Annotated in this window: 12 protein-coding genes; 10 read left to right on the top strand and 2 right to left on the bottom strand. The window is 59.6% G+C overall.

Annotated elements, in window-relative coordinates:
- Positions 1 to 11 precede the first annotated feature (11 nt).
- From H9S92_RS04500 to H9S92_RS04515, 4 genes are all read left to right on the top strand, one after another.
- Positions 12 to 398, top strand: a complete 387-nt coding sequence (locus H9S92_RS04500) for a BlaI/MecI/CopY family transcriptional regulator (protein ID WP_246463653.1) — start codon at positions 12 to 14, stop codon at positions 396 to 398.
- Positions 391 to 2,520, top strand: a complete 2,130-nt coding sequence (locus H9S92_RS04505; protein WP_187465522.1) for a M56 family metallopeptidase — start codon at positions 391 to 393, stop codon at positions 2,518 to 2,520. The genes H9S92_RS04500 and H9S92_RS04505 overlap by 8 nt, the downstream gene beginning before the upstream one ends.
- Positions 2,521 to 2,653: 133 nt before the next feature.
- On the top strand, positions 2,654 to 4,393 hold the full coding sequence (gldG, locus tag H9S92_RS04510; protein ID WP_187465523.1) for a gliding motility-associated ABC transporter substrate-binding protein GldG: 1,740 nt from the start codon (positions 2,654 to 2,656) through the stop codon (positions 4,391 to 4,393).
- 44 nt (positions 4,394 to 4,437) lie between these two features.
- Positions 4,438 to 5,451 (top strand): hypothetical protein, encoded by a 1,014-nt coding sequence (locus H9S92_RS04515; protein ID WP_187465524.1) that lies wholly within the window; start codon positions 4,438 to 4,440, stop codon positions 5,449 to 5,451.
- A 215-nt stretch (positions 5,452 to 5,666) separates the two neighbouring features.
- Here H9S92_RS04515 and fabD read toward each other — a convergent pair whose 3' ends face one another.
- On the bottom strand, positions 5,667 to 6,545 hold the full coding sequence (gene fabD, locus H9S92_RS04520) for an ACP S-malonyltransferase (RefSeq protein WP_187465525.1): 879 nt from the start codon (positions 6,543 to 6,545) through the stop codon (positions 5,667 to 5,669).
- 157 nt (positions 6,546 to 6,702) lie between these two features.
- Here fabD and H9S92_RS04525 point away from each other — a divergent pair, with 157 nt between their 5' ends.
- The 4 genes from H9S92_RS04525 to dnaA all read left to right on the top strand — a co-directional run bounded on the left by H9S92_RS04525 (position 6,703) and on the right by dnaA (position 10,667).
- On the top strand, positions 6,703 to 7,092 hold the full coding sequence (locus H9S92_RS04525) for a DUF423 domain-containing protein (RefSeq protein WP_187465526.1): 390 nt from the start codon (positions 6,703 to 6,705) through the stop codon (positions 7,090 to 7,092).
- A gap of 29 nt (positions 7,093 to 7,121) precedes the next feature.
- Positions 7,122 to 7,901 (top strand): 5'-nucleotidase C-terminal domain-containing protein, encoded by a 780-nt coding sequence (locus tag H9S92_RS04530; protein ID WP_187465527.1) that lies wholly within the window; start codon positions 7,122 to 7,124, stop codon positions 7,899 to 7,901.
- Positions 7,902 to 8,005: 104 nt separating this feature from the next.
- Positions 8,006 to 8,917, top strand: coding sequence for a bifunctional metallophosphatase/5'-nucleotidase (locus H9S92_RS04535; RefSeq protein WP_187465528.1), 912 nt, complete (start codon positions 8,006 to 8,008; stop codon positions 8,915 to 8,917).
- 337 nt (positions 8,918 to 9,254) lie between these two features.
- Positions 9,255 to 10,667, top strand: a complete 1,413-nt coding sequence (gene dnaA / locus H9S92_RS04540; RefSeq protein ID WP_187465529.1) for a chromosomal replication initiator protein DnaA — start codon at positions 9,255 to 9,257, stop codon at positions 10,665 to 10,667.
- Between the two features lie 117 nt (positions 10,668 to 10,784).
- On the opposite strand, the gene H9S92_RS04545 is transcribed toward dnaA, so the two are convergent.
- On the bottom strand, positions 10,785 to 11,975 hold the full coding sequence (locus H9S92_RS04545; protein WP_187465530.1) for a hypothetical protein: 1,191 nt from the start codon (positions 11,973 to 11,975) through the stop codon (positions 10,785 to 10,787).
- Between the two features lie 305 nt (positions 11,976 to 12,280).
- Between H9S92_RS04545 and H9S92_RS04550 the strand changes: the two genes are divergently transcribed.
- On the top strand, positions 12,281 to 13,585 hold the full coding sequence (locus tag H9S92_RS04550; protein WP_187465531.1) for an ATP-binding protein: 1,305 nt from the start codon (positions 12,281 to 12,283) through the stop codon (positions 13,583 to 13,585).
- Between the two features lie 57 nt (positions 13,586 to 13,642).
- Positions 13,643 to 14,896, top strand: coding sequence for a tetratricopeptide repeat protein (locus H9S92_RS04555; RefSeq protein WP_187465532.1), 1,254 nt, complete (start codon positions 13,643 to 13,645; stop codon positions 14,894 to 14,896).
- Positions 14,897 to 14,950 lie beyond the last annotated feature (54 nt).

Here is a 14,950-nt window from a genome sequence, read left to right on the forward strand (position 1 = left end):
TATTGATGACCATGATGCAACCAACCGAAGGCGAACTAGTCATTCTTCAAGTACTCTGGTCGGACGGGCCGAGTACGGTCCGGGCCGTCAATGAGCGGCTCAATGCGGAGAGCGAGCGCGAAATTGGCTATACGACCACCCTCAAGCTGATGCAATTGATGCTGAGCAAGGGGCTGGTGAGCCGCGACGACAGCACCCGCACCCACGTCTACGCAGCGGAGCTGCCCCGGGAGAAGGCCCAGCAAAACCTGTTGCAGCGCTTCGTGGATTCCACTTTCGGTGGCTCGGCGGGCAGCCTGGTATTGCGGGCCCTGGGGGAAGGGCAAACGAGCCCCGAAGAGCTCGCCGCCATCAAGCAACTGATCAAGCAACTGGAAAATGAGGCAAGTAATGATTGATTTCCCGCTCCCCACGGCCTGGGTGGAAGCCCTTGGCTGGACGATTCTGCACAGCCTCTGGCAGGGCCTCTTACTCGCGGCTGTCCTCTGGCTGGCTTCGCGGGCCTGCCGGCGGGCGCAGGTCCGCTACGGACTGGCCTACGGAACTTTGCTGGCGCAGTTAGCCGTCTCTTTGCTCACCTTCTCCTGGGTCTACGTCCCCGCCGTGGCCGGGCCGGGCAGCCCTACCCTGCCCCCGGGCGAGACACTTTTTAACTTCAGCAACGCTGCGCCGGGCAGCGCCTGGGATCCCACCGTATTGCTGTTCTGGACCGTTGTTTTTTGGGCTTTTGGCCTGGTCATCGGCACGGTGCGGCTGGGGCTTTCCTTCGGGCGCGTCCGCAGGATGCAAAGGAAGGTGGAAGGAGCAGTGCCCGCCGACTTCCAGGCGAAGGTCCTCCGCCTTGCGCAACGCCTGGGCTGCCAGCGCAAATTCCGCATCGGCCTGAGCCAGTACATTGACGGTCCGGCCCTGGTGGGTCACCTCCGGCCCATGTTGCTCTTTCCCATCGCCCTGGTCAATCAACTCACGCCCGAACAGGCCGAAACGATCATCCTCCACGAACTGGCCCACCTGCGCCGCAACGACCACTGGTGGAACCTGCTGCAGTGCGTCGTGGAAGTCCTGTTCTATTACCACCCCGTGGTCTGGTGGATCGGTGCCCGCATCCGCGAAGAGCGGGAGTACTGCTGCGACGACCTCGTCCTGCGCCACGGGCCTGGTCAGTTGGCCTACGCCCAGGCCCTCCTCTACTTCGAGACCCAGCGCCAACACCCCCAGACGGCCGTCGGGCTGACGGGCAAACCCGGCGGACTGCTGGGCCGGGTGCAGCGCTTCATCCATCAACAAAACCTCCCTTATCAAATGAAAAGCAGACTCTTCCTCCTTCCTCTTTTAACGCTCCTTGCCCTGGCCACTACTGCCGCAGTAGCACCAACGGATTCCTCCAGCGAACCGGAGACGGCCCCGACCTCCCTTGCTGCTCCACCCTTCGGGGGGCTGGGGGGGGCAACGACCCTCGCACCTGCGTTCAGCGCCCCAATAACGACCGATACCCTGCCCCGTGGCCGCCACCAGGTGAGCACCTTTCGCAATGGCAAATCGACGGAAGTGACCGTTGAAAATGGCGCCATCAAAGCCCTGCGGATTGACGGACAGGACATCGCGCCGGTGGAGTTTGACCAGTACCAGGGCCTCGTCGAAGAGCTCCTGCAAGCCAGCAAAAAACCCGCCGCGCAGGGTTACAGCCGCTCCTTCAACTTCTACGACCCCGCTTCTTCCGAGGCATTCGAACGGCAAATGGAAGAGATGGGCCGCGTCTTTGAACGCACCTCCGAAGAACTGGAAGGCTCCTTCGAGGGGCTCAGCGAATCCTGGGAATACTCCTTCGAGGACAGCGAAGATTACTGGGAAGATTTCGGCCAACGCATGGAAGATTTCGGCGAAAGATTCGGCGAGTCCTTCGCAAAAATCTTCTCTTTCGGAGGCCTCGACAGCACCTTCCAACTGCGCATTGAGGGCAGCGGCCTGGAAAACTTGCAGTGGAACGTCGATAGCATGGTAAACAACGGTCAGATGGAAGGCCTGCGTTTCCAGATGCGTCCGGAAGGGGCGTACCCACGCGAGTACAACCTAGAGGACCTGCGGCGTGACCGCGAAAATCTCCAGGGTGACGAAGAAGAGAAAATCCGCGAAATGGAGACCATGATCGAACAACTCGAACGCCGCAAGGCCGAGATGAAGCGTGATATGGCGGTACGGGACCGCGAGCTAGCCGAACGCGACCGGGCAATGGCGGAGCGCGACCGCGAGCTGGCGGCCAGAAACCGCGCCACGGAGGAAATGCGCCGCGCTGCCAGGGACGGCGCTTCGCCCAACATCCTCGACATCATGGGCCAACTCCAAAAAGAAGGTCTCCTGCCCGACGAAGACGTGCGAAAAGTGGCCGTCGACCAAGACCGCCTCAGCGTCAACGGAAAGAAAGCCAGTAGTGCTGCCCACGCCCGTTTCCTGGAAATTTACCAGCAACGCGCCGGCCAGCCCTTCGGGAAAAACTCCTCCGTCCGCATCACGACCAACTAAATGGCAGTGCGGGGCAATGGCGCTGCTGCCCTTGCCCCGCATTCCCATTGAGGCCCTCGGGTGACCCGGGTTGTTCGCCAGCCCTGCCTTGTCTCCTTACTCAAATGCGCCCTATCTTCGCGGTTTATTAGCCATGCCGCAACTAGAACGTAAACATCGTAACCAGTCCCTGATCCAGTTCGCCCTGGCCTTGGCGCTTCTGGTCATCATTAACATCCTGGCCAATGCCCGCATCGGGGGGCAACCACTTTACGGTGCCCTCGACCTGACGGAAGATGGCCGCTACACCCTGACCGAGCATACGGCCGAGCAACTCGCAGCCCTCGAAGAACCACTGTTCGTGCGCGTCCTGCTCGCTGGCGACCTGCCCGCAAACTTCCAACGGCTCAAGGACAATGTCGAAGAACTGCTCATCGACTTTTCCGGGCACACCGACCAAATCGAGTGGGAGTTTGCCGACCCCCTGGCGGGCAACGATACCGAAGCCATCCAGGATCGGCAGCGGCAGTTGCAGGAGGATCTGGACATCTTACCCGTTACCGTCTTCTCCGCCGCCAGCGCCTCCGAGCGGTCGGCCAACGCCGTTTACCCTTACGCCATTCTCTACTACGGCCAGCGCGTGCGGGTGGTCCGTTTCCTGGCTACGGAGCTGCCCGGCATCAGTGAAGAGCGCCGCGTCAACAAGGCCGAAGCCCTGCTGGAATACAACTTCAGCCGCGCCATTAAAGGCCTGGTCAACAACGACAAAGGCCTCATCGGCTTCACCCTCGGCCACGGCGAACTGCCCCCGCTGAACACTGCCGACCTGGTGATCTCCCTGCGCGAAGACTACGAAGTCGGGCCTGTCCATCTCGATAGTTTTGCCACCATCCCCCAAGACATCGAACTGCTGGTGGTGGCCAAGCCTACCCTGCCCTTTTCGGATTTCGACGCCTTTAAGCTCGATCAGTACGTGATGAATGGTGGCAAAGTCTTGTGGGCCATCGATGCGGTGGGGATGGACTACGACTCCCTCCAGGGCCGCAACGAGTTTTACCCCCAGCCCCGGGAGACGGGACTGGAAGACCTCTTCTTCCGCTACGGATTCCGGCTGAGTCCGGTCCTGGGCCTCGACCTGGTCAGTACCCGCATCGGGATTGTCACTGGCCAAAGTGCCGCCGGTCCTCAGGTCTCCATGGTTCCCTTCCCCTATCACGTCATGGCCATCCCGCAGGGTGACCACCCCATCGTAAAAAACCTGGACCCGGTGGATCTGCGCTTCCCCACCGTTATTGAATCCGTCAACGAGAGCGACGCGGTGCAAACCACGGTGCTTTTGCAGTCCAGCGACCGCTCGCGCCGCAAGCGCCTGCCCGCCCCCATTGACCTCGACGCCCAGAAATACAGCCTGGACCTGGAGCGCTTCAACGAAGGAGGCCTGCCTTTTGCTTACCTGCTGGAGGGCACCTTCAGCAGTCCCTACGCCAACCGCTTGAGTAAAGACAACGAAGCAGTGCTGCGCCAGAATGGCCTGGAGTTCCGGGCACAGTCGCCCCCCAACCGCATGGTAGTGGTGGCCGACGGAGACATCCTTTCCAACCCAGTTGCCAACGGCACCACCCCCCTGCCACTGGGCCTTAACCGCTGGGAAAAATTTGAATACGCCAACAAGGCCTTCGTCCTCAACGCCATCGAGTACCTTCTGGAGCCCGAAGGGGTCATCGGTGCCCGGGGTAAAGAAGTAAAACTCCGCCTGATCGATAAAGAAAGCGCCCGAGCCGACGCTACCTGGTGGCGAACGGTCAACATCGTTTTCCCCCTGGCCCTGGTTGCCCTTTTCGGTGTGGTATTTTTCTGGCTGCGGCGGCGGCGTTACGCGCGGGTAGCGGCCTAAAGACCGGCCCATCGCTTTTCTCAACTACTCCATCCCCCCCCCAAATGAACCGTACCCTTTATTTATTGATTGCCGTAGTATTGCTGGGTGGCGGCGCCTGGTGGATTGTTTCGGCTGGCCAGACGCCGGAGAAAGTCGGTGACCGGGCCGTAGAACGGCAGTTTGGCTACGCCGACGTAGATGACCTGGGCCGCATTTTCGTGGCCGACCGCGCTGGCCACAGCGTTACCCTCACCCGGGGGGGCGTCACCGGCTGGCTGGCGGACGGTAAGCCGGCCAACGAAAACGTGCTGAAGAATCTGCTCCACGCCGTGCAAACCATCGAGGTGCAGTCCCTGCCTACCCAAAAGGCCATTCCCAATATGGTCCAAAGCCTTGCCACCAGCGGTATCCTTGTCCAGCTTTACGACCGTGCCGACCGCAAAGTGCGGGGCTACTACATTGGCGGATCGACCAACGACGAGCGCGGCACCTTTGCCATCGTCGAAGGCAGCGAAAACCCCTACATCGTTCATTTGGCGGGCTGGACGGGTAACCTGCGCCACCGCTTCAACCTCTGGGACGATGAGTGGCGTGACAAGGTCTACTTCCGGGCCGACCCCGACGCGGTGGAACTGCTCAGCATCGATTACCCCAAACAGCGCAACAAAAGCTTTCGCCTGGAGCGGGTGGGGAAAAACTTCCGCCTCAGCCCCATCTACGAAACCGGCCAACCGGTGCGGGAAATCCCCCGGGGCGTAGCCGAGAGCATTCTCGTTCGCTACGAATCCTTCTACGTCAACCGCTACGAAAACCAGGACGAGGCGTCCATCACCCAGGCCCGTGATCTGCTGCCCTTTGCGGTAATCACCCTCAAGCAAGAGGACAAGGACGCCCAGGAAATGCGCATCTACCCCCGCTTTACCGGCCTGACGCTGGGCCAGGACCCGAAAACGGGGGAAATGAGCCAGAGCAACACGCTGGAGGCATACACCGCCTTCATCAACGGAGGAGAAGATTGGGTACTGCTCAACGTAGAAACCACCCAGCCACTTCTCGTGGCCTACGATTCTTTTTAAGTGATCGTTTAGAGCTGGGCTGTCTACTTAGCCAGGCCGCAGCCGTAGCGGGATTTCGCCCGCGGGATCATCAGCAGGGTAAGGCCCAACTCAAACAACTCCTTAGTGCAACTCAGTGCCCTTAATGCCTTAGTGGTAAAAAAAACCGCGAAGCGGCAGAACGCAGTTCTCTAAAGGGCGTACGGGTTAACCCCAATTAATTATACCGTCTACGTTTAGAGTTGCGCCACGTTGAGCGAGCGGTCCACTTTCTTGATCAGTCCGGAGAGGATACCGCCTTTACCACCGACTTCGACGAACTCCGTCAGGCCTGCTGAGTGCATGTTCTGCACCGTTTGGGTCCAGCGGACGGGGCTGGTAAGCTGGGCGATGAGCTTAGCCTGGATCACCTCGGGGTCTACGCTGGGCTGGGCATCGGTATTCTGGTAGATATCGCAACTGGCCGGACGGAAGAAAGTAGCCTCGATGGCCTCCCGGAGACGATCCTGGGCCGGTTGCATCAGCGGGCTGTGGAACGCGCCGCCAACGGCAAGGGGCAAGACACGGCGTGCACCGAGATCGTTGAGCAATTTGCTGGCTTTCTCGACGCCCTTGACGCTACCGGAAATCACCAGCTGTCCGTTCGTGTTGTAGTTAGCGGGGACGACCACCTCGTCGATCGAAGCGCAGGCCTGTTCGATCACTTCGTCGTCCAGCCCCAGTACGGCGGCCATCGTGCCGGGCACTGCCTCGGTGGCTTCCTGCATCGCCAGGGCGCGTTCGGCGACCAGGCGCAGGGCGGCGGGAAAATCCAGGACCCCGGCGGCGACGAGGGCAGAAAACTCCCCCAAACTATGGCCGGCTACTGCGGCGGGAGGCTCCAGTCCCTCGGCCACCAGGTAAGTGATGGCGGAGTGTACGAAGATGGCCGGCTGGGTAATTTTCGTTTGGCGGAGCTCTTCCTCGCTCCCTTCAAACATCACCCGGGAAAGAGAATAGCCCAGCACGTCGTCGGCCTGCTCAAACAGGGTCTTGGCCGCAGCGCTTAGGTTGAACAAATCGAGGCCCATCCCACTGAACTGGGCACCCTGGCCGGGAAAAACGTATGCTTTCATTGGTGGATATCTTAAACTTGTTGGTGGTGTCGGGCGGGTGCTGCCACCGTTTTCCTACCACAATGGTAAGGCAAAAAACCATCTTGGCGGGTGGCGGTGGCGGAAAAATGACTTTGGGCCTGACCCAGGGCCGCGCCCGAAGGCTTACCTTCGCGCCATGCACAGAGAACTTCGCCTCATCGCCGTATTAGGTGCCCTGGCCGTTGGCCTGGGGGCTTTTGGAGCCCACGGACTCGAACGCCTGGTGGAGCCCGCACAGTTGGAAACCTTCGGCACGGGCGTGCGCTACCAGTTTTACCACGTCCTGGCCGCAGCGCTAGCCATCGCCCTGGGCCAGCACGCCGCTTTTTCGGGCCAATGGCTACGCCGGGCCATCTGGTGTTGGGTGCTGGGCATCGCTCTTTTTTCCGGTTCGCTCTATCTGCTGGCGCTGCGCGACGTGCACGGTCTGGCGGTCGGGTTCCTCGGGCCAATTACGCCGCTGGGCGGCCTGTTCTTCATCGGTGGCTGGATGATGTTGCTCTTTGCCCCCGTGGCGCGGCGCTAATTCCGCTTTCATTGCTTCAATTTGTCCCTATGCGCAGTCCTTTCTCCTTTTTGCTGCTCCTGTTGCTGGCCCTGAGTGCTTGCCGGGCACCACTCGATGCGGTTACCGTCCAACCCCAGACCTATAATATAACGACTGACCTGGACCCGATGAAGTCGGGCGCCGGAGCGCAGGTGCAGGGGGAAGGGACAGAAGAGCAAAGTATGGCGGAGCTGATTGCTCCCTACAAAGCCCAACTGGAAGAAAAGATGAACCGCCAGCTCGCCACCCTGGCCAAGCCCCTCCGCAAGGGCAACCCCGAAAGCACCCTCGGCAACTGGATGGCCGACCTGATGATGGACGCCGCTAGGGATGCTTCGCCCGGCCGTGCGGTCGCCTTCGCCACGGCCAACGACGGCGGCCTGCGGGTACAGGAAATTGGTGCCGGCCCACTCCTCGTCTCCGAAATCTACGAACTGATGCCTTTTGATAACGAGCTGGTACTGGTAGACCTGACTGGAGCCGAAACCATGGCCTTCATCAACCACATCGCCAACTCCGGCGGCTGGCCCGTCAGCAAGGAACTTAAGGTCGTCCGCGAAAACGGCCTGCTGAAAGTGAGCATCTCCGGCCAGGCCATCGACCCCGCCGGGCGTTACCTGGTGGCCATGCCCGATTACGTTGCCAACGGCGGCAGCGATTCCAGTATGGTGAAAGGCAAACCCCAGACCTCCACTAATTTACTCATCCGCGACCTCCTCATCACTTACGCCGCCAGGGCTACCGCACCCATTGAGGTAGAGGCCACTGGCGACCGGATGAAGTTGTAGTCTCAGACTTCCCCAGCTTCTCCCCCTCCGGGGGTTGGGGGGCATCCTTCCCCCGCACCTGCGGCCGCGCCCATTCACTTTTCCTCCCACGTAAAAAGCCATCCATGCTCAATCGTCGCATTTTCCTTCGCCAAGCCGCCGTGGGTGGTGGGCTTTTGCTCCTGCCGGGACTGGCCACCGCACTGCCCGGCCGCCCGACGCCGCGGCTGACCATCCTGCACACCAACGACTGGCACAGCCGGATTGACCCCTTCCCCGACGACGGCGGCCGCAACGCCAACCGTGGCGGGGCCCTGCGCCGTATGCACCTCATCCGCCAGATCCGCGCCGCCGAGCCCAACGTGATCTTGCTTGACAGCGGAGACATCTTCCAGGGCACGCCCTACTTCAATTTCTTCGCCGGTGAGCTGGAGATGAAGCTCATGACCCGCATGGGCTACGACGCGGCCACCATCGGCAACCACGATTTCGACGGCGGCATGGAAAACCTGGCTACCCAAATGAAGCACGCCAACTTCCCCATGCTTTCGGCCAACTACGACTTTACCGGGACGCCGCTGGCGGGAAAAACCCAGCCTTACCAGATTCTGGAACGCGGCGGCATCCGGATCGGGCTCTTCGGCCTGGGCATTGAGCTGGCGGGACTGGTTCCCGAACAACTCTACGGCAAGACCACTTACCAAGACCCCCGCGAGGTGGGCAACGCCACGGCCCGCCTGCTGCGCGAAGACAAAAAGTGCGACCTCGTCATCTGCCTGAGCCACCTCGGCTTCAAATACCGCGAAGACAAGGTCGACGACGTTAAACTGGCCAGCAGCTCCCGCGACATCGACATCATCCTGGGGGGACATACCCACACTTTTTTGGACGCCCCCGTGGAGGTCCCCAACCAACTCGGTGAGCCCGTGATCGTCAATCAGGTCGGTTTCGGGGGCCTGCGGCTGGGGCGGCTCGACGTCACCTTCCCCGGTGGAGGCCGGCGGCGTTGCGTGGCTTGCAACAATCTGCGAGTATAAAAAGGCCTTTACACGCGAACTGCTTATGACAAAATTTCCGATTCGGAGAAATATCCATGCCAAAGATAATTTTGCTTAAAAACCTAGTGTTTTCCTTGCTTAGGTGGCGTCTTTAGCCGGATATTTGCCTTCCGCTGTAGCCACTACGGCGAGGGAGAACAACACCACCTCCGACGAATTTCGCCACATCCTCAGTGCGGCCCACCTAAAAGATTCGGATTGGTTTTCGGGCACTCCTCCATATTGTAACTTACTGAACTTAAGCAAATTTTACTTTCACTTGGCTGGGACTCACCCCCCCAGCCGGAACGCATCAACCGTGCAACTGGGATACAAAATGGATCACACCGTCATCTGGAACAATTGTCTGCAAACCATTCGGCAAAGCGTCGATCCCCAAAGTTTTCAAACTTGGTTTGCACCGATTAAACCGGTGGCGTTGCAGAGCAATGAGCTGACCATCCAGGTCCCCCACCGCCTGTTTTACGAATGGCTGGAGGAACACTACATTGAGGTCTTGAAGACCAGCCTTAACAAGGCCCTGGGCAAATCCGGCCGGCTACAGTACCGGATCAACCCCCACCGGCAGGAGGTGAAGGCTCCCGCTTCGGTACTGGCTAATGGCCAGCCGACGGAGGCCGTCCCCACCCGCAACGTAGCCCCGGGCAACCCTTTCGTGATTCCCGGGATGACCCGGCCCCGCATCCCCTCCAACCTCGACCCCAACTACACCTTCGATAACTTCATCGAAGGCGACTGCAACAGCCTGGCCCGCAACGCGGCCAAGGCCGTTGCCGATAATCCCAGCCAGACCTCGTTCAACCCACTGGTCATCCACGGCAACGTAGGCCTGGGCAAAACCCACCTGCTGCAGGCCATCGGCAACTACATCAGTAAGAAGTTTCCGGAGAAGGCCGTCCTCTACGTCTCTACCGATACCTTCACCAACCAGCTGGTCAGCTCCATCGGCAGCAACACCACCAACGACCTGGTCAACTGGTACCAAAACGTGGATGTCCTCCTGGTAGACGACATCCAGCAACTGGTCAAGCGCAAGAAGACCCAGGACGTATTCTTCAACCTCTTCAACGTACTGCGGCAAAACAACAAGGCCATCGTGATGACCTGTGACCGGCCAATCATTGAGCTCGACATCGAAGACCGCCTCCGCAGCCGCTTTCAGTGGGGCCTCAGCGCCGACCTGAGCATGCCCGCCCTGGAGACGCGCATGGCCATCCTCAATTCCAAGGCCTCTACCAACAGCGTGGAGATCCCGGCGGAAGTCGTGGAATTCATCTGCTTCCACATCCAGCACAACATCCGGCAACTCGAAGGCGTGCTCAACAACCTCGTCCTGCACAAAGGCGTCATGGGCAACCAGGGCATCGACTTGAAGCTGGCCAAGGAAGTGCTCAAAAACTTCGTCTCCGAGATCAATAAAGAGGTAACCCCAGACGTCATCCAGCGCACGGTGGCCGATTACTACGACCTCGACGTGGACAAGCTTTCCAGCTCCACCCGCCGCCGGCAGGTGGTACTGGCCCGGCAGATCAGCATGTTCCTCGTCAAGGAATACACCGACCAAAGCCTCAAGGCGATTGGCCGCATGTTCGGCAATCGCGATCACTCCACCGTACTTTACTCCATCAAAACGGTCAAGGACCTGATGGAAACCAACGACGAGATCAAAAAGGCCCTCGCCGAACTGGAGCGGAAAATCCGCATCGGGCAGGGGGAAGGGGTTTTGTAGTTCAGTAGTTCATAGTCTAGTAGTTCATAGTCTAGTAGTCGGTGGTTCACTTGTAAACTATGAACTATGAACTAGTGAACTATGAACTAACGACTAGTGAACGGTGAACTAAACCAGCTACGGCGCGAAGTACCCCAGGCTGCCACCCACCCAGGTCTTTCCCTTGTTGTAGCGCACGCCGATCATTTCTCCTTTGGAGAGCCGGACGAGGTTATTGAGCAGGATGGGACGTTCGGCATCGTCTGGCCAGACGTACATCATGCGGATTTCCGTGCGGGCGGGTCCGTCGGGGGTTTCAATCAGGTCGGCGTACTGGACTTTTTTCTGGAGGATGAAATGCTCTGGCTGCGCAATGGCGGCAATCTTTTCTGGTGTGGGGTGCAGGTCTACGCCAGCTCCGGCGAAACTGTAAAGGGGCTTGAGGACGTATGCTTCGAGGTCTTGTGGCAACTCCCTGATCTCGTGCAGGAAGCGGGTTTCTGGCACGTAGGGGCTGTTGATAAACGGCAGGGTGTACTTGCTGAGCAGGAAAAACCAGTTGGGGTGACCGGCCCATTCTACGTCCACGGGTTCTACCAGGTTGAACTGCCGTTGCAGATCGGTGCGGGCATTGAGCTCATCGAAAATGACCCGGTTGTAGATGCGCTCGATGCGGGTGCGGACGCCTTGCCGCTGGTAAAACAGCTGCGTTCCGTCCACTTCTACATCGGAGATACACAGTTCAGCGATGCCCAGTTCCTGGCAGGCCACTACGAAGTCGATGCGGGTGGTTTGGTTGAGGGGGTCGACTTCCAGCAGGACAACGTTTTCGGGGGCGTGCTTGCCCAGGATGCAGCGGCGCAGGAGGTCGAGGTAGTCCTCAGCCCCCATACCACCGAAGCGGCAGGTGAAATCTTCGGGGATGGGAAAGAAGCGCCGGTAACACTGATCGAGCAGGAACTGAAAAAAGTAGAGGGAGGGAAAGCCTTGTCCTTCAATGAGTTGGGGGACGATCTCCCCGGCTTCGTTGCGGCAAAGCCCGAAATCGAGTTGGAGAAACATCGGGCGGTCCGTTTGCCCGGGCACCCGCTCGGCGGCGGGGATGGCGGGCTCCGAGCGTTCGGCGAAACCGGGGGCCAGGACTACCTCCAGCACGTCTTCGCAGGCCCGCATGAGGTGATCCCGGACGTCGTTGGGCACGAAGATGGGGGATTCGGCGACGTGGAATTTCGGTCGGTGGCCGTACTGTTCGGTCAGCCAGGTCATCATTTCCTGGTAGCGCTCTTCGGTGAAAGCGTCGTTGTAACGGCGGCGGTTTTCCTTGATCATGTGGCGTAGTGTATGGCGGGTAAAGCTAGTGGATTCAGCTGAAAAACCGGTAACGCCGAAGAAGCCCATTCCCACTCGTCCGTACGGCAGGCAGGCGATGCACAGGGGAGGCAGGAAGATGGAGGTCCCTTCGTTTTGGTGCAACCCAGGCCAGGTGCTTCTGGCACGGTTTTTGAAGTTGTTCCGGGCCGTGGTGAAAAGACTTGGCTGCTTTACTTACCTTGCTCCTTATCTTTCCCTGGCACCTGCGCACCGCGCCCAGACTTGTAACGTTATCGATAACCAAAGCCGCAAACCCCACCCGTATGGCCAACGAAAAAGAAATCCAGGAACTGCGTCGCGCCCTTGAGGCATCGCCCGAAAACAGCTATTTGCGGCGGCTGCTGATCAATAAACTGCGGGGGCAGGCCGGCCACGAGGCCGAGCTGGAACGCGAACTCAACACCCTGCTGCGCAAAGAACCCCACGATCTGGAACTCAAGGAAGCCCTTATTGAGGTGTACTTCGCCCAGGGTAAGTTTTCTACCTGCCTCATCATCTTTGAGGAACTCTCCAACCCCGGCCTCGTCAGCCCCGCCACCCGCGTGCTGGTGGCCAAATCCTACCTGCACGACGGCGACGTGACCCGCGCCGGCGAAGTCTACCAAGACGCCGTAGAAGAAGATTACCAGGTCTCCGACGAAGCCCTCGACGCCCAGTTCCGGCTGAGTGCATCTTACGATTACGACGATGACGACGACGATGAGATGCGGGTGATGGAAAAGCCCGACACCAAATTTAAAGACGTGGGCGGCATGGACAGCGTCAAACGGGAGATCGACCTGAAGATCATCCAACCCCTCAAACACGTCGATCTTTACAAAAGCTACGGCAAAAAAGTGGGCGGCGGCATCCTCCTCTACGGCCCGCCCGGCTGCGGAAAAACCTTCATCGCCCGGGCAACGGCCGGGGAAATCGACGCCAATTTCATCAACGTAGGCCTAGACGACATCCTCGACATGTGGGTCGGCAACAGCGAAAAACAGCTGGCTGGCTACTTCGATCTGGCCCGTGAAAAGAAACCCTGCGTCCTCTTTTTTGACGAGGTGGACGCCCTGGGGGCGAAGCGGAGCGACATGCGCCAATCTGCCGCCCGCAACGTCATCAACCAGTTCCTCTCCGAGCTCGACGGCATCCGGGGCGACAACGACGGCATCCTCGTCATTGGCGCTACGAACGTCCCCTGGCACCTGGATACGGCCTTTCGGCGGCCGGGCCGCTTTGACCGGATCATCTTCGTTCCACCGCCCGACGAAGCGGGCCGCGAAGCCATCTTCCGCCTCAAATTAGCCGGTAAGCCCCAGGAAAAACTCGACTTCGCCAAGCTCGCCAGGAAGTCGGAACAGTACTCCGGGGCCGACATCAATGCCGTGATTGATATCGCCGTTGAAGGCATACTGGAAGAGGCCATCAAGACGGGCACCCCGCGGCCTTTATCCACCAAAGACCTGCTTCAGGGCATCGAAACCCACCGTCCGTCTACCGCCGAGTGGTTCACCACCGCCCGCAACTACGCTACCTTCGCCAATAAGGGTGGGATGTACGACGACATCCTCAAGTACCTGAAATAGTCCCTTCCTCTCCCCCCACTCTCCCGCCGCTTTTTCCCATTATTTACCGCCATCCAGATGTCTCCCCAAGCACTTTCCGAACGTCTCAACATTCTCTTCCAGCAGGCCCGCTGGACGGAGGCCCGGCAACTGCTCGAAAGCTACCTGGCGGATTATCCCGAGGATGAGCTGGCCCGGCTCTACTACATCAACGTCCTGATCAACTCCGGCGAAAAAAAGCTGGCGCGGGAGTTGATCGGTCCCTTGCTGGAAGAAAGTCCGGACAATCCCCTCGTGCTGCGCCTGGCCGCCGTTGTGGAACTGAACGACCAAAAGCCCAAGGTTGCGGAGCGGCTGGCGGGCATCCTCATTGAACAAGACCCGGAGGACGACGACAGTTACGTCCTGATGGCCCGCGCCAAACTCGACCAGCGCAATTACGATGCGGCCCTTACCAACCTGGAGTACGCCCTCGATCGCAACCCCGAAAACCAGGAGGCGCTCAACCTCAAGATTTACGTCGGTGGCTTCCTCGGCCGTGAAGACACCCAGCGGGCAATCGATGAAGCGCTGTACCTCAATCCCGAAGACTCCACAACGATTGCCAACCACGGCTACCAATTATTGCGGCAGGGGCAGGTGGATGCTGCGTTGGAACGCCTCCGCCACGCGCTGAGCATCAACCCCACCGACCAGCTCGCCCGCTACGCCATGCTCGAAGCCATGCGCGCCCGTTTCTGGCCCTACCGCCTCTACTTCAAGTACCAGGAGGCCATGGCCAAACTCTCCGGTGGTGCCAGTATGGGCGTCATCATCGGCCTCTGGCTGGCGGTGAATTTCCTGAGCCGGGTGGCGGAGGAAAACCCCGGTTACGGGCTTTTCTTGTGGCCCGTCGTCTACCTCTGCTTCGCCCTCTTCCTGCTCACCTGGATCATTGAGCCGATCATGAATTTCTACCTCCTCACCAACCGTTATGGGCGGCTTTTGCTCGATGAAGACCAGAAGCTGATGGCGCGCCTGGTGGGTGGCTCCCTCGGGCTGGCGGGGCTTTCGCTTCTGGCGTATTTCGCGACCGGTGCCTTCCTTTTCCAGGCCCTCGCCTTCGCGTTTTTGCTCTTCACCATCCCGCTCGGCAGCTTTTTGCGGCCCATCCGGAAAACCCAGCGCACCATCCTGACCCTCTACACCGTCGGGCTGGGCGTGTTCGGCCTCGGCTCCATTTTCCTCGATAGCGGCACGCTGGGTAACATCGCCCTCTTCGGCTTGCTGGCCTACCAGTTCGTCATCAACGGCATGATGGTCCGCGAGGGCGGTCGCACTTTCGGAGAGTAATTCCTTTACCGACCATTTTTTTGGTTTGGGCGCGGACGCAGGTGCAGGGTAAGT

The organism is Neolewinella lacunae, from assembly GCF_014349155.1.
In the GTDB taxonomy this organism is placed as follows: domain Bacteria; phylum Bacteroidota; class Bacteroidia; order Chitinophagales; family Saprospiraceae; genus Neolewinella; species Neolewinella lacunae.

Coding starts and splice junctions, on each gene's coding strand:
- H9S92_RS04515 (WP_187465524.1), top strand. CDS start 4,438: ATGAACCGTACCCTTTATTTATTGATTGCCGTAGTATTGCTGGGTGGC.
- H9S92_RS04545 (WP_187465530.1), bottom strand. CDS start 11,975: ATGATCAAGGAAAACCGCCGCCGTTACAACGACGCTTTCACCGAAGAG.
- dnaA (WP_187465529.1), top strand. CDS start 9,255: ATGGATCACACCGTCATCTGGAACAATTGTCTGCAAACCATTCGGCAA.
- H9S92_RS04550 (WP_187465531.1), top strand. CDS start 12,281: ATGGCCAACGAAAAAGAAATCCAGGAACTGCGTCGCGCCCTTGAGGCA.
- H9S92_RS04525 (WP_187465526.1), top strand. CDS start 6,703: ATGCACAGAGAACTTCGCCTCATCGCCGTATTAGGTGCCCTGGCCGTT.
- H9S92_RS04530 (WP_187465527.1), top strand. CDS start 7,122: ATGCGCAGTCCTTTCTCCTTTTTGCTGCTCCTGTTGCTGGCCCTGAGT.
- H9S92_RS04500 (WP_246463653.1), top strand. CDS start 12: ATGATGCAACCAACCGAAGGCGAACTAGTCATTCTTCAAGTACTCTGG.
- fabD (WP_187465525.1), bottom strand. CDS start 6,545: ATGAAAGCATACGTTTTTCCCGGCCAGGGTGCCCAGTTCAGTGGGATG.
- H9S92_RS04535 (WP_187465528.1), top strand. CDS start 8,006: ATGCTCAATCGTCGCATTTTCCTTCGCCAAGCCGCCGTGGGTGGTGGG.
- gldG (WP_187465523.1), top strand. CDS start 2,654: ATGCCGCAACTAGAACGTAAACATCGTAACCAGTCCCTGATCCAGTTC.
- H9S92_RS04505 (WP_187465522.1), top strand. CDS start 391: ATGATTGATTTCCCGCTCCCCACGGCCTGGGTGGAAGCCCTTGGCTGG.
- H9S92_RS04555 (WP_187465532.1), top strand. CDS start 13,643: ATGTCTCCCCAAGCACTTTCCGAACGTCTCAACATTCTCTTCCAGCAG.